This window comes from Paraburkholderia graminis (assembly GCF_003330785.1).
Classification (GTDB): domain Bacteria; phylum Pseudomonadota; class Gammaproteobacteria; order Burkholderiales; family Burkholderiaceae; genus Paraburkholderia; species Paraburkholderia graminis.
Genome location: NZ_CP024935.1, coordinates 2,898,785 through 2,915,238 on the forward strand (window position 1 = coordinate 2,898,785; position 16,454 = coordinate 2,915,238).

Consider the following 16,454-nt stretch of genomic DNA (forward strand, 5'->3'; position numbering starts at 1 on the left):
GCTATACTCCTGAACCTTTACAAAGTTCCGTTATTGAAAAATGACGACCATCCGCGTAAAAGACAACGAGCCGTTTGAAGTCGCCATGCGCCGTTTCAAGCGCACCATGGAGAAAAGCGGGTTGCTGACGGAACTGCGGGCGCGCGAGTTTTACGAAAAGCCTACGGCTGAGCGCAAACGCAAGAAGGCCGCCGCGGTGAAGCGTCATTTCAAGCGTCTGCGCAGCCAGATGCTGCCAAAGAAGTTCTACTGATTCTGGTGTTGCCGCTGTTGCAGTCCAACGGAACAACGACAACGAACCGGTGACGGCGCAACCAGTGCCGTCACGGAAAACACGGTCTCTTCGGACCAGCCAGCAGGGTCGCATCCACTACGCACAATTGCGTCAACCCGCTTGAGGAAGCAGTCCCAAGCGGGCGTTTGTGTTCATGCGCTGCTTATGCGTGCTTGTGCGTGCTTGTGCGTATGTCCGACGCGGCCGGTTCTCAATTTTCAACGCATTCAGGTGAGTGATGAGCCTCAAAGACCGGATCAACGACGATATGAAAACCGCCATGCGGGCACGTGAGACCGAGCGTCTTGGCACGATCCGGCTGCTGCTCGCCGCGATCAAGCAACGCGAAGTCGACGAGCGTGTGACGCTGGACGACGCCGCGGTGACCGCTGTCATCGACAAGATGATCAAGCAGCGCAAGGACTCGATCAGCCAGTTCGAAGGCGCGGGCCGCACGGATCTCGCCGACAAGGAAAAGGCGGAGTTGGCCATTCTTTCGGCATACATGCCCGAGCAGATGTCCGAGGCGGAAATCGTCGCCGAGGTGCAGGCCGCCGTCGCGCAAACCGGTGCCGCCGGTCCGCAGGACATGGGCAAGGTAATGGGCGTGCTCAAGCCGAAGCTCGCGGGCCGTGCCGACATGACCGCCGTATCGGCTCAGGTCAAAGCCGCGCTCGCGAAGTAAGGCGAAAGCGCGGGCTGTGTGTGTGGTTCGCGTGCCCGCGGTTGAGCGTGGCGCGCGCCGCATCGGGTGTTTCAGGCAGTCATTCAGGCAGCGTCATCTACCTTGATTCCTCCGTCATTCCTGCAGGATCTGCTCAACCGCGTCGATATCGTCGACGTGGTGGGCCGGTACGTGCAGTTGAAGAAGGGCGGCGCGAACTTCATGGGGCTTTGCCCGTTTCACAACGAGAAAAGCCCGTCGTTCACCGTTAGTCCGACGAAGCAGTTCTATCACTGCTTCGGCTGCGGCGCCCACGGCACGGCGATCGGTTTCCTGATGGAACACGTCGGCGCCTCGTTTCCCGAAGCCGTCAACGAACTTGCGCAATCCGTCGGCCTGACAGTGCCGAACGAGCCTTCGCCCGGCTACGGAGGCGCAGGCGGCTCGGGCGGCGGCTATTCGCCGGCCGCTTCCAAAGCAGTCACCACCGCGCTTTCCGACGTCATGCAGACCGCCTGCGATTACTACCGCAAGCAACTGCGCGGCGCGCCGGTCGCGATCCAATATCTGAAGAAGCGCGGCCTGACCGGCGAGATCGCCGCGCGCTTTGGCCTCGGCTACGCGCCGGACGGCTGGCAGAACCTCGAAGCCGCGTTTCCGAACTATCGCGATGACTCGCTGGTCGAATCGGGTCTCGTGATCGTCAGCGAAAAATCGGACGCACAGGGTCAGAACCGGCGCTACGACCGCTTTCGCGAGCGGATCATGTTCCCGATACGCAATGTGAAGGGACAGGTGATCGGCTTCGGCGGCCGCGTGCTGGACGGCGGTGAGCCGAAATATTTGAATTCTCCGGAAACGCCGCTATTTAACAAAGGCAGCGAGTTATACGGCCTCTTCGAGGCGCGTCTCGCGATTCGGGAACAGGGCTACGTGCTGGTCGTCGAAGGCTATATGGACGTGGTCGCGCTGGCTCAATTGGGGTTCCAGAACGCGGTCGCCACGCTCGGCACGGCTTGCACGCCGGTCCATGTGCAGAAGCTGATGCGCCAGACCGACACGGTCATTTTCAGTTTCGACGGCGATTCGGCTGGGCGGCGCGCCGCGCGTCGCGCGCTGGACGCCTGCTTGCCGCATGCGGCGGACAACCGGACCATCCGCTTCCTGTTTCTGCCTGCGGAGCACGACCCGGACAGCTACGTGCGCGAATTCGGCACCGAGGCGTTCGCCGAGCAGGTCGAGCGTGCGATGCCGCTGTCGCAGTTCATGCTGAACGAAGTGCTCGCCGGCAAGGAACTGGATCAGCCCGAAGGCCGGGCGCGCGCGCTGTTCGACGCGAAGCCGCTGTTGCAGGCGCTGCCGGCCAATGCGTTGCGCGCGCAGATCATGCATATGTTCGCCGACCGGCTCGACGTGCCGTTCGACGAGGTGGCCGCGCTCTGCGAGGTCGATTCGCGCATCGCGGCGGCCGCGCGCCTCGCGCCGGCTCGCAAGGACCGGCGCAGCGTGACGGGCATCGAGGAAAAGACGCTGCGCAATCTTGTGATGTATCCGCGCACGGTCGCGGTGCTCGATGAAGAGGCCGAACAGGCGTTGCTGACCGTCACGCGGCACGGCGAGCTATTCGAGGAAGTGACGACGCACGCGCGCGCACTCGGCGATTCGGCGGAGTTCCAGTTGCTCTCCGACCTATTGCGAAACGGTGCAAACGCCCCAACTTTCGAGGAAATCTTTCGCAAAATTCTGGACTATGATGAAAATGTCCGGGATTTGTTGCTGAAGGACCCGGAAGATGCGACCGTCATCGAGGAGCGGCGCGAGCAGGAACGGATCGTCGGAGAGGAGTTGAAAGCGGCGATTCTGAAGATGCGTTACGACGCTTATTGCGATCGTCTCGAGCAGCTTTCGCGGCAATCCCGGCACACGCCGGAGGAGTTCGCGGAACTCGCGGAGCTTAATCGTAAGCGAGCTGACATGAAGCGCCAGCTCGGCTTGTAGGCGGAGCCGCAGAAGCCTGAGTGGTATAATAAAAGGTTTCCAGCGGTTTGTTTTTCAAGGGTTTTCCTAGCAAAGGCGAAAAGGCGATGCGATGGCAAAGACTACAGGTGGAAAGAGCAAAACAGGCCCACGCTCCACGGAGCAGACCGCAAAGGTCGCCTCGGCCAAGTTGGTTTCTTCTACCCGGAAGGTGTCTGCTGCCAGCGTGACACCGGCTGCCAGGAGAAAATCATCGACCACTTCGCCCGCGCAAGCGGAGCCGGCAGGCAAGGCAAAAGGAGTGGCAACGGCGGTCACGAAGACGGCGCAAGCCGTACCGCCTCCGGCTGCGAGGCGGCCGGGTGTCAGAAGCGCAAGGGAAGCGGCTGTCGCGCAGGACGATGCGGCAGTGCGCGAGACTCCAGTATCCACGGTTCAACCGGCTGTTGTCCACCAGCCGCGAGTCGAGACTACAGCCGGTACGGCGAACTCCATGACGAAAAAGCTGAATGAAGTACCCGTCGATGACGACGCAACCCAAAGCGAAGAAACCCCTGTGGCCGCTCCCGGCAAAGTGGAAAAGGCCAAGGCTCGCGACCGCCGTGCGAAAGAAAAGGCGCTGCTGAAAGACGCGTTTTCGTCGTCGCAGCCCGGCACGGTCGAGGAACTGGAAGAGCGTCGTTCGAAACTCCGCGCGCTGATCAAGCTCGGCAAGGAGCGCGGCTTCCTCACATACGCTGAAATCAACGATCACCTGCCGGACAACTTCACCGAGACCGAGGCGATCGAAGGCATCATCAGCACGTTTAACGACATGGGCGTGGCTGTCTACGAGCAGGCGCCCGATGCCGAAACGCTGCTGCTGAACGACAACGCTCCGGCCGCTTCGTCGGACGACGAAGTGGAAGAGGAAGCCGAAGTCGCGCTCTCCACCGTCGACTCCGAATTCGGCCGCACGACCGACCCCGTCCGCATGTACATGCGCGAAATGGGCACGGTCGAGCTGCTCACGCGTGAAGGCGAAATCGAGATTGCGAAGCGGATCGAAGACGGCCTGAAGCACATGGTGATGGCCATCTCCGCGTGCCCGACCACGATCGCCGACATTCTGGCCATGGCCGAGCGCGTCGCGAATGAGGAAATCCGCATCGACGAACTGGTCGACGGCCTGATCGACGCCGACGCGGAAGACGCGGACGGCTTCTCGGTGCAGGAAGCGGAAGCCATCGAGAGCGAAGAAGAGGAAGAAGAGGAAGAGGACGAAGAGGACGAGGAAGAAGACGACGGCACCGCGCAGGCCACGGCCAACGCAGCGCAAATGGAAGCGCTCAAGCGTGCGTCGCTCGAAAAATTTGCCCTCATCAGCGAATGGTTCGACAAGATGCGTCGCGCGTTCGAGAAGGAAGGCTACAAGTCCAAGTCCTATCTGAAGGCGCAGGAAACCATCCAGAACGAGCTGATGACGATCCGCTTCACCGCGCGTACCGTCGAGCGTCTGTGCGATACGTTGCGCGCGCAAGTGGATGAAGTGCGTCAGGTCGAGCGTCAGATTCTGCACACCGTCGTCGACAAGTGCGGCATGCCGCGCGCCGAATTTATCGCGCGTTTCCCGGGTAGCGAAACGGATCTCGAATGGGCCGACAAGATCGTCAGCGAAGGGCATCCGTATAGCGCGATCCTCACGCGGAACATTCCGGCCATTCGCGAGCAGCAACAACGTCTGCTGGATTTGCAGGCGCGTGTCGTGTTGCCGCTGAAGGACCTGAAGGAAACCAACCGTCAGATGGCGGCCGGCGAACTGAAGGCGCGTCAGGCGAAGCGCGAAATGACCGAGGCGAATTTGCGTCTCGTGATTTCGATTGCGAAGAAGTACACGAACCGCGGTCTGCAGTTCCTCGATCTGATTCAGGAAGGCAACATCGGCTTGATGAAGGCGGTGGACAAGTTCGAATATCGTCGTGGCTACAAGTTCTCCACGTATGCAACGTGGTGGATTCGCCAGGCCATTACGCGTTCGATCGCGGACCAGGCGCGCACCATCCGCATTCCGGTTCACATGATCGAGACGATCAACAAGATGAACCGCATCTCGCGTCAGATCTTGCAGGAAACCGGTCTCGAGCCGGACCCGGCAACGCTGGCCGAGAAGATGGAAATGCCGGAAGACAAGATCCGCAAGATCATGAAGATCGCGAAAGAGCCGATCTCCATGGAAACGCCGATCGGTGACGACGACGATTCGCATCTTGGCGACTTCATCGAAGACACGAACACGGTCGCGCCCGCAGACGCCGCGTTGCATGCAAGCATGCGCGATGTCGTGAAAGACGTGCTCGACTCGCTGACGCCGCGTGAAGCCAAGGTGTTGCGCATGCGTTTCGGTATCGAGATGAGCACTGACCACACGCTCGAGGAAGTCGGCAAGCAGTTCGACGTCACGCGTGAGCGGATTCGTCAGATCGAGGCGAAGGCGCTGCGCAAGCTGCGTCACCCGAGCCGGTCCGACAAGCTGAAGTCGTTCCTTGAAGGCAACTGATCGGCGCGATGGTCTGAAGCGTCGTTAGCGGCACATGATGTTGAAGGGGCTTCCCGGTCGTTTCGCAAAAGCGAAGCGGTTGCGGAAGCCCTTTTTCATGTAGTCGGCCAGTCAGAAGGCGGGCCGCACGCGAAGCCCTTCGTTGTTTGCATCCGATACGGTAAAATCCCGAGTTCTCAGGGCCTCTAGCTCATGCCTGGTTAGAGCAGCGGACTTAGCAAAGGCTCACCTAAACCATGCAGCTTGGCATGGTGAGTCGTGAATGGGTTGCCTTGGGGTAAGTTAGCTCTGCCCCCTGGTAGAACTGCTCAAATTCGGGGAAACCTCTGCTGCTCGCAGCGTGGCAATCCCGAGCGAAGCTCTCTTTGAGAGAACGTGTAGAGACTGAACGGGCAGGTCGTAAAGACAAGAGACAGTCCAGACCACAAACCCGAAAGGGGCGGCGAAAGCCGTAGCTGGTTAGCATAATCCGTTGGTGCCGTGTTCGACTCACGGGAGGCCCACCAAACATTTCGAAAGCCACTCATCGCGAGTGGCTTTTTTCTTGGTGCGTGCCTGCGCGTTGCCGTCTACGCATTGAACAGTTCGCTGCGCGCGGCGTCGATGATCATCGCGACAGCCGGATGACTGATGCGGCGCTCAATCGAGATCGCGAAGAATTCCTCGACGATCGTATTGATCTGGCCGACCGTGGTCAGTTTGTGTTCCGCCTGCAACTGCGCCTCGAGCACGGTCGGCGCGAACAGCAGACCGCGTCCTTCGCGGCCGAACGCGAGGGCCATCGCGCCGTCATCGAATTCGCCGACGATCCGCGGTGAAATCGCGCGCGACGCGAGCCAATGATCCAGCTTGCGGCGCACCGCCGACTCCGTGCCGGGCAGCAGCAGCGGCAACTGACCGAGCGACAGCGGGAAGCGTTTGCGAACGCCCTGCAGCAGCGACTCGGCGCCAAAGCAGCTTAACGTCGAACGGCCGAGCCGGTGATTGAACGCCTTGATGTTGACGTCGGCGGGAATGGGCGCATCGGCAATGATCAGATCGAGCCGGTGCACGGCCAGTTGCGCGAGCAACGCATGCAGCTTGCCCTCGTGACAGATCACACGCAGCGACACCGGCGCGCTCAGCGCGGGTTCCAGCAGCCGGTAGGCGATCGCCTTCGGCACCGAGTCCGCGATGCCGACACGAAACCGCGATTGCGTGCCGACCTCTTTCTCGCGGCGCACCGCGCTTTCCAGTTCCGAACCCAGTGAAAAAATTTCGTCCGCATAGTCGAGCGCGAGCCGTCCCGCGTCGGTGAGTTCGAGCGTGCGTCCGCTCTTTCTGAACAGCTTCTTATCCAGCGCTTCTTCGAGGAGCTTGATCTGACCGCTCAGCGTTTGCGGCGTGACATGCAGTTGCTCGCCCGCGCGCACGATCCCGCCCGCGTGCGCCGCGACCCAGAAGTAATACAGATGCTTGAAGTTCACGCGTTCCTCCGTCGATTCAGCAACGTTACGGTTTTTACGAATGATCAGCAATAAAAATACGAATTTTCCGTCGTCTGGACTTCGGCTAGATTGAAGGCTCGCAGGTCGTACGTTGCAAATTGCCGGCAGACCAGCGGCAAACATGGCGACCGAAGAAAATTACCGTCCGTAAGCTAGTCGCGTGTGAAGACGACGCGCGAGGCGGGCGCCCCGGTTCATCAAGAGAGGTTTATATGCATACGCAAGCCATCAATCAGTTCCGCCGTGTCGCCAGTAAGGTGACGCGCGGCACCGCGACGCTCGGTCTCGCGGCCGTGCTGGCGCTCGGCGCGCTGGCGGCCAACGACGCCGAAGCGAAGCGCGTCGGCGGCAGTCAAAGCATCGGACGCCAGTCGCAGATGGCGTCGCCGTCCGCTCCGGCGCAACGAAGCCAGCAGGCTCAGCCGGCGCAGCAGGCCGCGCAGGCGCCGGCCGCGGCGCCCGCGCGCAACCGTTGGCTCGGTCCGCTGGCCGGTCTCGCCGCCGGCTTCGGCATCGCCGCGTTGCTGTCGTCGCTCGGACTGGGCGCGGGGCTCGCGCAAATGCTGTCGAACATGCTGCTGATCGGCCTCGTCGTGATGGCCGGCGTGATGCTGTTCCGCTTTATCGCTAATCGTCGTCGTCCGGATCTGGCTTATGGACAGGGCGCCGCGAGCCGGTCGCAGGGCAACGGTTCGCCGTTCCAGCACCCGAACCAGAACGGCCAGGCGCGGCCCGATACGAATTTTTTCGGCACGCAGCGCGCCGCGACGAATCCGGTCGCTGCAACGGGCGCATTCAGCGCGCCGTCGCAGCCGCTCGGGCTCGATCAGGCTGAACTGGTGACGTCGGCGAAAACCATGTTCATGCGTCTTCAACGTGCATGGGACGCCAACGAGCAGGGCGACCTGTTCGAGCTGACCACGCCTGAGATGTTCGCGCAGCTCAAGCGCGATCTGGAGGGCCGCGGCAGCCAGCCGAGCCGTACGGAGGTGCCGCAACTCGATGCGGAAGTGCTCGGTGTCGAAAGTACGGCAAACGAAACGTTCGTCAGCGTGCGCTTCTACGGCCAGATGCGTGAGGACGATGCACCGACCGCGCAACCGTTCCAGGAGGTCTGGAATATTGTCCGAAGCGCGCATACCGGAGATACGTGGCGACTCGCGGGCATTCAGCAACTGGATCGTTAAGCGAGCGAAGGAACTACGCCTGACCGGATGCAATCGGTCGGGCGTGTGTGCGAGAGGGCGTGCATCTTTTGGTGCGCGCCCTCGTCAAAAAAAGAACAACGTCAATCTATGCGCTACATGCGCGCCTCTCCTAATACACCGTTGTCGGCGGACCGCATCTGCCGCGGCATCGTCGGCAGCGGTCCCCACGGCACAACCTCTTTCCTCCGGCCGTAAAAACATTTTCTGCGTGCGGTTTTCGCCGCCTCAACGACGAGACACGCACCCGGTTACCGGCTAAGTTAACGTCGGCACCGAAAGACGCGCCCCCGCGTCGCGCCACGCAGAGGACGAGCGAATGCACACGGACACTTTGAGCTTCACAAAAACCAACGCCGGCGTGGACTGGGCACGCGTGCGCGAGTCATACCCGAAGCAGCATCCGCTGCTCAATCTGAACAACGCCGCCGTGAGTCCGCCGCCGCTGGTTGTCGAGCAGGCGGTCATCGACGCCTATCGCTTCGTCAGCAAAAATCCGGACGTCAACATGTGGACCGGTCTGGATGCGAAGCTGCCGGACATCAAGCGGCAGTTGGCTGCACTAGCCGATTGCGCCGCCGACGAAATCGCGCTCAACCGGAACGCAAGCGAAGGCCTGAGCGTGGCGATTTTCGGCATTCCGTTGTCGGCCGGCGAGCGGGTGCTCGTGTCTCCGTGGGACTACCCGAGCGCACTTGGCGGCTGGCAGCAGCGGCAGACGCGCGAGGGCATTGTTGTCGACACGGCCGCGTTCGATCCGCTTGCAAGCGACGACGAAATCGTCGCCGCGTACTTATCCGCGATGCGTTCCGGCACGCGCGTGCTTCACCTGACGCATATGCTTCACTGGACCGGCAGAGTGCTGCCTGTCGGCCGCTTGTGCGCGCTCGCGCGAGAGCGCGGCATCATCACCGTTGTCGATGCAGCGCAGTCGTTCGCGCAGATGCCGGTGAGCTTCCGCGAACTCGGCTGCGATTTCTTCGTCACGAGTTTGCATAAGTGGCTCGGCGCGCCCGTCGGCAATGGCATGCTGATCGTCAATCGACAGCGCATACGCGAGACCTGGCCGCTGCTCGCTCCGTTCGATGCCGCGCCGGATGCCATCGACAAATTCGATCACTGGAATCTCGGCACCTATAACTCGGCGCTGCAAGCGGGCATCGAACCGGCGATTCGCGGCAGATGTCAGAAGAAGCTTGTCACGCTTGGTTTCGCGGCTGCTACACGACTACAGGATAGCAGGCCAAGGTAGCACTTCAAATGCGAATTCTGCTGGCCCCCTCGTGAGCAACGACCACGGGGTTGGCCGTCGTCTCCCGACGTCACGCGCCGCGTGCGTGAGCGGTTGTTCGACAGCGCTTGCAGATGCAGAGCGCGGCGTGAGTTAATTACGCGCGGCCCCGCTTCTGGCCGTGTGCGCCGGTAGCACAATTCTTGGAAGAGAAGCTTCGCGTTTTGTCATTCTTCACTTGGTTTGTTCCCTTGTGAGGCTTGGAGCCGGCACGAGCCTTTCATTGCGCTTAACGCGCAGGAGCGAGCCATGTCAGCAGCTTTTGAATACGCACCCGCCTTCGTCCCGTCAGATATCGGCCACGCCAAGCGTAAGGCCAAACAGCTCCATCGGGCTTTTCCCCGACTGACACTTTCGTCTGCTCAGCAGGTCACGTCAGAGGCAGTTGGTTTCGATGATTGGCACGCGCTCGAGCGTGCGGTGCGCAATGGCATTCGTGCCAGCGCACTCGACAGTGAAATTACCGCATCCGAGGTCGCAGAACGTGGACAACGCCAGGCTATTGTCTTGGCGCGGCGTTTGAATCTTTCACAAGAAAACGCGCGCACGTATTTGCTCGACTGGGGCCTCACGCGACAGTCGCGCCCTGTCGTTGCCGACAGCGTGAACTGGCCCGCGCCGCCGACAGATGAGCATGTCACTGCGCTGGTCTGTCGAACAGCGACAGCTGATGAGTCCGATGTGCTTGCTGTCGTAGGGCGCCGGTTTGCTCGCCGTTGCGAGTGTCGCGTGGCTATCGTTGACCGTCGTTTGACTACCACGGAGGTTCGGCGGCGATTCGAGGCTAACCACGCAAGGACGAAAAAGCGTGCGATGCATCCATTTCCGCCGCAACCGCCAGCGCCGGTTTTTTCGTCACTCGTTGAGCTCGATGCTGCTTTAACTAGGTGGGATGCATCGGGTGCTGAGTTTTTTGTCGGGTTTTCGGGGGCAGGGACGCTCGATGATGTACAGGTCACGGTTCACCGTGCAAACAGCTTGTTTGACAAGGTGCTCCCATGGCTCGTTGCGCCGTTCAAAAAGCACAACGGCGAAATCTCACCACACTTCGGAGTGGATTCGGCACTTGAGAGACTTTCGCAAGCACGCGTGGACGCTCTCTTGCGAGGCTTCCCTGAACAGCCCATATTCCGCTCAAGCGTCTGGATTGCAGAGTCGAGCGTGGACCCTAAAGGGGTTCAGATAATGTCTCGAAGGCTTTTCGAATACGATGAAGCCGTAGTCGGATATCAGCACAATCGCTGGCGCCGGCACATGTGGAGGTCCTCCGAAGACCGTGAAGCCGTCAAGCAAGCAATGCTCGCAATGGACACAACGGTGCGGGCGGCTACTTGTGGCGACGGAGCTTTGTGCCTGCAGTATTTAATGCCCGATAACGACTGTTTTGAACGTGTGCTCCCAAAGGGAAGCGATAAGGTGTTGCCGCCGGGCTTTTTTGACTCAGCCCGTCACTTCATAAGAGAGAACGCGGCGGGGCTTTCCGAATTTTGTTGAAGAAATCTTTTGACGGTGGGTTGACGATACATCGATGGCTTCCCGCATGAATCGTGCAACGCCCATGCTGTTGCTTAGCATGACGTTCCCATAGCTTTTTGCGGTGCAGCCAGAGTTGTTAGCGAGCGGTGTAGGAGCGGGTGAAGTCGGCAACGGAACGGAGCGCTGCCGACCTACGGGGAGGCGCTGGCCTTGCGCATTTCGCGATTAGTACAGCGCGGCGTGCCAATCCGCTCCGCTCGTTCAGCTTTTCATCGCGTACCCCACGGCATTCAAATGTTCTTCGAAACGACTGAACGCCTCGTCTTGCTTGAGATGAGCGTAGTCCTTCAGAACGGTTTCGAGCCTGTCATGGAGGAGCTGGGCAGCGGTGAGAAAGTCGTTAGGATGTGTCCTGAGCCAATCAGTCGCTACCACATGTCGCATCGCATGTGGACCAAATCCGGGCGTTTCCGGGACGTGGCGCTGCGTGATTTGAAATATGTGTTTGTTCAATCCATAGAAGATTTTCCCTGTTTGTCCGGGAAAAACCGAAGCACAGGAAGGATTCTCTTTGATGAGACGTGGTCGGTAGTCATATAAGTACTCCTCGATTCGGTCACTTAACGCATGTGGCAACGGCGCATCGTAGTCGGTCTTGTTGGCATACCGGTCGTTCTTGAAGTCGCCAGCGCCGAATCGCAAGCGCCATTGTCCGCTCTCCCGGCGATAGAGTGCGCCCGTGCCCTTTTCATTCCATGTCATCAAGATAAAGTTGCGCGCTCGAAGCGGATTTGCCATCAGCATTGACAGCAAGAGGGCGTCCCGCTTATGTCTCGCTTCTTCTAGACTTCCGGCCGCGGCCCGCGCCGCGAGTGTGTCAAGTTGCTCGACTGCACGCATGACGGGAGCGAGGGGCTTAGCAAGATTGAGGAGGCCTTGGATGGGCTCTTCTGGCTTGCGCGATATGTCTCTGGCGTCCCGTATCCATTCTTGATAAAGGCGATGGGCCTTGGCGCACGCGTCGGCCCAGTTCCCTGTGACTGTCCCGTTCGGTAACTTCGATGCAAATTCTGGCTGTTGAGTCAGATATCCTGTCAACGGATGGGTCAGGCTCGCACCAAATTTACAGAAATTCGCGTGGCCTTTGTGTACCAGTCCCCCCGAGCGGTCGCTTCGAAAAGTGAGGAAACCCTCAATGGCTTTGGGAACAATCAGCCATGCGAGCGTTTGGGCATCGATTAAGGGAACTCCCCGGCCGCCCGAGTCCCTCGGGAGTGAAAGGTATCCGGAAAAGGTGCGCACCATGTCCATCGTAATTTTTGCCGTGACGCATCCCATCTTGCCTCGGCGTGCATAGGGTGGAAGTCTCTCCACAACCTTTTCAAGCGGAAGCAATCGCCATGACCCCCGGCCTGAACGCACGAGTTGCGGGCTCCGTTGGGTCTTGTACTCGAAAAAATCGTCCCACTCATGAAGGAATTCAGCAGTCATCTGCCTCGCGTGCAGGATGTAGGGGCTTTTGCTGTTTGCGTGTTGACGCTCTCGGAAGCCAATCGAAAATCTACGTGTCCGCAGTATCTCGGACTGTGCTTCCCGAGAACGCTGAGGCACCGAGGCGAGTAGTGAATCACGTGGCAATCCAAGTTGAGCCTCGATGCGATTAACCGACGGGAAGGCACGACGGTTGGGGATTGCTCCTTTCATCCATCGCTGGATAGCTGACACTGAAGCGCCGGCTTGCTTGGCGAGCGTCTTGGGTGCGTACCCTGAGATGGAAATCGCTTCCCTAAGCAGTTGATGAAAGGTGCTCGGCGGACTTGTATCCGTCGATTTACGGTCAGCAGGCTGCTGGGCGTTTGCGATGCTCTGCTGCCACGCACGAAGATGACTGCGGCGGTCGTTCTTCGTGCGCGGCGCCACACTCATTGAGTCGAGGTACACCTGCATTTTCTCGTCGAAGTTCTGAAGCATCTCGCGTCCGACGGTAGAGTCTTCAGTTTTTCCGAAGAAAGCCAGGAATGAGTGAAGAGTGGAGAGGTTGTTTTTGAAGACTTGAGTGTCTGACGAACTGAGCGTGTCTGCGCCAGGCTGTAGTTCCAATCTTCTGCGGCCAATTACTTCGCGATAGGTCTGTTGCATTTCCGGCTTCGGTTGGCTCTCGAATAGCTGCCACGAGTCGCGCTCGCCTTCGTTATGGCAGAGTTTGATGTGGTAACGAACTTTGTGTAAGTCGTTGAAGTTGCGATGATTTTTCACGCTGCCTCCGCCACTTGGGTAAAAGCCAAGTGGCGAACCGTCCGTTACAGTGGTCTCGCTTCGAGAAACGGTTGATGGTCGCCGGTATAACGAGCCAACTTATATTTCGTTTTAGACAGACATCGAATTGACGTCGGCCACAGGGCGGGCCGACCGCCGCCGCAGCAATACGCCCCCATACTCAGCGTTGAGTTAGCTACCATCAGCGCAATTGGCCTGTGGCTGCTTACCGAGAATGCAGGGGGAACACCGTCAGGAACGGCGCAGGAGCGGGCGAAAACGACACATCCTCAAAACGGTCGCGGTACCCCGTCTGGTATGCCACTAGCAACCGTGGGAGCATGGAGTGGGGCGCCCCCCTCAGCGGCGGCCAATGGCCGTCGACTTGGCCCCGCGAGGCAGGGCTAAGGTCTGGACAACCTCGTCCTTGCCGCGGGCTGTCGAATTTGGTCGTGGCTCTTGCCACCTCGCGCCGAACTCTACGACCGCGAATTGTTGCGTTGGCGTCAAGATGTCGTTCTGAACTGGCTGACGGCAGTGACTGAGGATGCGGAGCACGAGCAAAGCGAGGGCTTAGTCGAGGAGGCAAACACTTCATCAACGCTTTCAGAGTAATTCTGCTATCTGCACGCCTAGTCCCCTCGCGAGCTTTTCCAGCGTAGTGAGGTAGAGCTTGGTGTCGCTCGTTTCCTTCTCCAGCCGAGATATGTAATCACGCCCTAAGCCGCCGCGCGCGGCAACTGCTGTCTGTGATAACCCAAGCTGCTCGCGTCGAGCTTTGAATTTGGCAACGCTTCTTGCACTGGAAATTGCGCTCGGGTCTGTCATACCCTCCGCGATTTTCTGCGAGTCGTCATCGCTGAGCATGCGCGCCAAATTGACGCCGAGAGCCGCTGCCAGCTCCGCTGCGCGTTCGACCGTGACGCCTGCCTTATTGCGCTCGATGCGGCTCACCGTAGTCACATCTACGCCGATTGCTTGGGCAAGCCTGAGCTGCGACCAATCCAGGCCCAAGCGTTCCTCTCTTAGATTTTTTGCAAAGCGTTGGGCGGACGAAGTCACAGTTCGAGGGCGGGGCTAAAGGTCGCCGATGCTCCCATGCTGTGTGAAGTTGGTCTACGGCGCACTTTACATAGACAAAGTTTACATAGACAAACTTCGCACATCCCGGTAGTTTACGACCTGTCGGCAGTCGGACATTCGCGCACGTTTCCAACTGCTAAAACGCCCCTCACCGCTTATCAGAAGGATTGCTCATGTCCGTGCCTAAAGGGCTCTGGCGCCTCTACGGAGACGCGCCGTTTCCCCGCATTCAAGTCCTTGCAGGACGCACGTCCGAAGAGCGCATGGAGTCGCTCACCGCAATTGGCGATGCGGACGTTCTGGTTGTCTCTGGTGGACTTGGCAAATTGGACGAGTCCGTCGAGGCTCTGTCTAAAACGGGAATGCCCTGCGTGTACGTTTTAGGTCCTTCAGAGCTGCACGGTCACGAAGTGACCTCCGCAGTGGCTTCCGCGCGGAAGCTTGCCGAAGGGACGGATGTGTATGTTCTAGACCGGGAAGAGGTGGTTATCGCAGGGGTCCGATTCCTCGGTGCGACCTTCTGGTCGTCTTATTCTGATTGGAACCCTGCAATTGTCGCCGAGTGTATTTCGACACCGCCCGTGTTGGCTGACATAAAGGCGACTGACTGGTGGAGCGAAGCCGAGAACCGTCGCGAAGCGGAGGCACTCTATCGAATAGCAGGATTGTCCAAACCGTGTTTCAGCGCAGATTCGATGCATCCAGCAGCGGCATACATTGAGCATCGACACGCGCTCGCTTGGCTCGAGGACAAGCTAAGCACGCCGTTCGACGGATTTACGGTGGTCGTTTCAAGCAATTCGCCCACTCGAGCGTCTTTGGTGGGCGTCGACGGCTATCCTGCGGAAACCGTCGATATCTTTCAATTTGAGGACTCGAGGTACCGACGCAAACTCGTCCGACTCCGTGCCGAGGCAAACGACCTGCGCAATGTCCTGCGTGAACACCGTGACGATATCGCCCTCTGGGTGCATGGTCTTACTGGGGCAAATATCGACTTGGTCGTCGAAGGAGTTCGTGTGGTTTGCCGTTCCGGACGCCGCGAGAGGGTCGACGACGACCTGCCAATTGGCGAGTTGATGGCCCGCGAACTCTCGAAGCATGCTCCGAACAAGCGGAGAAGCAAGGCGAAGTCGCCGACCAAAGAGGACGCAGAAGTCCTTCTGCATCCCGCTCCGATTTCTTTCGAGCATGGCTTGGCGGAGCCGCTGTCCGCCTCGCTTGTCCCGAATGCCGATGCTCTCTCGAGACACGCCAACGCCATCCGCTCGGTGATTCCGCATTCGATGTCGAAAAGCTCCGTTCACCGGGCATGTGTGCGTCGGGTGATTTACGACGAACTCGTCGCGTTCGAAAGCCTTTCTAGCAGCGCGGTCGAAATCGAGGGGCAACTCTCCGACGAAGCGAGGACTTGGGTCCACAGACTTGCCTGTAATTTTCGCGCGTTGGATTGCCCGAAAGGGTATCCAACGGAGATGAAAGAACCGGTGGAATTCGACTACTACGCCATGGCTGACCGTCTCGACCGGCGCGTGGATGCGGTGCGCGATATCCCAATGAAGGCGTCAATTGCGTTGGCACGTTGGGCAGAGTATGCGCACGTAGCACTGACGACCCTTGACTCACTCGGAGTAGTAGGCGTTGTTGTGAGGCCACCTTATAGCGCGTTCCGCCGGTCCAACGCTTCGCGACGTATCGACATCATGATTCCGCGTCCGGCAACGGAACTGGAAGCATTGCAAGCACAACTGCGCGCCGCACATCCCCGAGCAAATGAGCTTCAGCCGGTGATTAGACTGCTCTCGAAAGAATCCATGCATGAGGTTGGTGCCGCGCTCCTTGAGCGAGCACAGATGAAGACCGTGGTCGAACAGATTGAAGTTCCGCCAGTCATTGAAAGGTTGGCATCGACTTCGAATTGATGCCCCCTCAATTTGAACGACCGACCACATGCAGGACTTGCAGCGCAACGCTTCTCGAAATGTGTTCTCCGTCATACGCCCGAGCTTCGATACTCTTGATGCCGCGCTTCCAGCGTTGAAACTATCAAACGGCGACAGCATCGCGGTCGATTTACTGCTGTACTGGGCGCAGCGAGGCACCGCATTTCTACCTGCAATTTCGGTATCCGACGTGTGCGGGCTCGCTGGACGAATATTCGAAACGAGCCTGCGTCAGGTCGGCTTCGATTGATTTGATGAGAAA

Annotated in this window: 12 protein-coding genes; 9 read left to right on the forward strand and 3 right to left on the reverse strand. The window is 59.4% G+C overall.

Annotated features, from left to right (window positions below):
* The first annotated feature begins 40 nt into the window (after positions 1-40).
* From rpsU to rpoD, 4 genes are all read left to right on the forward strand, one after another.
* A complete protein-coding gene (gene rpsU, locus CUJ91_RS31095) occupies positions 41-253 on the forward strand; it encodes a 30S ribosomal protein S21 (protein ID WP_006047658.1) in 213 nt (70 codons plus the stop codon).
* 259 nt (positions 254-512) lie between these two features.
* Positions 513-959 carry a GatB/YqeY domain-containing protein gene (locus CUJ91_RS31100; RefSeq protein ID WP_006047659.1) on the forward strand — a complete coding sequence of 149 codons (447 nt, stop codon included), beginning with the start codon at positions 513-515 and terminating at the stop codon, positions 957-959.
* Positions 960-1,061: 102 nt separating this feature from the next.
* On the forward strand, positions 1,062-2,936 hold the full coding sequence (gene dnaG, locus CUJ91_RS31105; RefSeq protein ID WP_107710476.1) for a DNA primase: 1,875 nt from the start codon (positions 1,062-1,064) through the stop codon (positions 2,934-2,936).
* A 91-nt stretch (positions 2,937-3,027) separates the two neighbouring features.
* The gene (gene rpoD / locus CUJ91_RS31110) at positions 3,028-5,451 is read left to right on the forward strand and encodes an RNA polymerase sigma factor RpoD (protein ID WP_107710477.1); all 2,424 of its coding nucleotides are present in this window, start codon (positions 3,028-3,030) and stop codon (positions 5,449-5,451) included.
* Positions 5,452-6,020: 569 nt separating this feature from the next.
* Here rpoD and nhaR read toward each other — a convergent pair.
* On the reverse strand, positions 6,021-6,917 hold the full coding sequence (nhaR, locus tag CUJ91_RS31115) for a transcriptional activator NhaR (protein ID WP_006047663.1): 897 nt from the start codon (positions 6,915-6,917) through the stop codon (positions 6,021-6,023).
* Between the two features lie 233 nt (positions 6,918-7,150).
* On the opposite strand from nhaR, the gene CUJ91_RS31120 reads away from it, so the two are divergent.
* The 3 genes from CUJ91_RS31120 (at position 7,151) to CUJ91_RS31130 (ending at position 10,928) form a co-directional block, all read left to right on the forward strand.
* The gene (locus CUJ91_RS31120; protein WP_107710478.1) at positions 7,151-8,125 is read left to right on the forward strand and encodes a Tim44 domain-containing protein; all 975 of its coding nucleotides are present in this window, start codon (positions 7,151-7,153) and stop codon (positions 8,123-8,125) included.
* A gap of 337 nt (positions 8,126-8,462) precedes the next feature.
* The gene (locus CUJ91_RS31125; RefSeq protein ID WP_244231049.1) at positions 8,463-9,395 is read left to right on the forward strand and encodes an aminotransferase class V-fold PLP-dependent enzyme; all 933 of its coding nucleotides are present in this window, start codon (positions 8,463-8,465) and stop codon (positions 9,393-9,395) included.
* Between the two features lie 288 nt (positions 9,396-9,683).
* Positions 9,684-10,928, forward strand: coding sequence for a hypothetical protein (locus CUJ91_RS31130; protein WP_114157936.1), 1,245 nt, complete (start codon positions 9,684-9,686; stop codon positions 10,926-10,928).
* Positions 10,929-11,171: 243 nt separating this feature from the next.
* Here CUJ91_RS31130 and CUJ91_RS31135 read toward each other — a convergent pair whose 3' ends face one another.
* Positions 11,172-13,166 (reverse strand): site-specific integrase, encoded by a 1,995-nt coding sequence (locus CUJ91_RS31135; protein WP_153067648.1) that lies wholly within the window; start codon positions 13,164-13,166, stop codon positions 11,172-11,174.
* Between the two features lie 606 nt (positions 13,167-13,772).
* Positions 13,773-14,228: a helix-turn-helix domain-containing protein gene (locus CUJ91_RS31140; protein ID WP_114157938.1), complete on the reverse strand. Its 456-nt coding sequence runs from the start codon at positions 14,226-14,228 to the stop codon at positions 13,773-13,775.
* A gap of 194 nt (positions 14,229-14,422) precedes the next feature.
* Here CUJ91_RS31140 and CUJ91_RS31145 point away from each other — a divergent pair, with 194 nt between their 5' ends.
* Complete coding sequence (locus CUJ91_RS31145) at positions 14,423-16,171, forward strand: metallophosphoesterase family protein (RefSeq protein ID WP_114157939.1); 1,749 nt, start codon at positions 14,423-14,425, stop codon at positions 16,169-16,171.
* Between the two features lie 28 nt (positions 16,172-16,199).
* Entirely contained in the window at positions 16,200-16,442 is a 243-nt protein-coding gene (locus CUJ91_RS31150) for a hypothetical protein (RefSeq protein ID WP_114157940.1), read from the forward strand.
* The last annotated feature ends 12 nt before the right edge of the window (positions 16,443-16,454 follow it).

Bases quoted from the DNA above. Each gene is read 5' to 3' on its own strand.
- CUJ91_RS31100 (WP_006047659.1), top strand. From the start codon at position 513: ATGAGCCTCAAAGACCGGATCAACGACGATATGAAAACCGCCATGCGG.
- CUJ91_RS31120 (WP_107710478.1), top strand. From the start codon at position 7,151: ATGCATACGCAAGCCATCAATCAGTTCCGCCGTGTCGCCAGTAAGGTG.
- CUJ91_RS31130 (WP_114157936.1), top strand. From the start codon at position 9,684: ATGTCAGCAGCTTTTGAATACGCACCCGCCTTCGTCCCGTCAGATATC.
- CUJ91_RS31150 (WP_114157940.1), top strand. From the start codon at position 16,200: ATGCAGGACTTGCAGCGCAACGCTTCTCGAAATGTGTTCTCCGTCATA.
- rpsU (WP_006047658.1), top strand. From the start codon at position 41: ATGACGACCATCCGCGTAAAAGACAACGAGCCGTTTGAAGTCGCCATG.
- CUJ91_RS31125 (WP_244231049.1), top strand. From the start codon at position 8,463: ATGCACACGGACACTTTGAGCTTCACAAAAACCAACGCCGGCGTGGAC.
- CUJ91_RS31145 (WP_114157939.1), top strand. From the start codon at position 14,423: ATGTCCGTGCCTAAAGGGCTCTGGCGCCTCTACGGAGACGCGCCGTTT.
- rpoD (WP_107710477.1), top strand. From the start codon at position 3,028: ATGGCAAAGACTACAGGTGGAAAGAGCAAAACAGGCCCACGCTCCACG.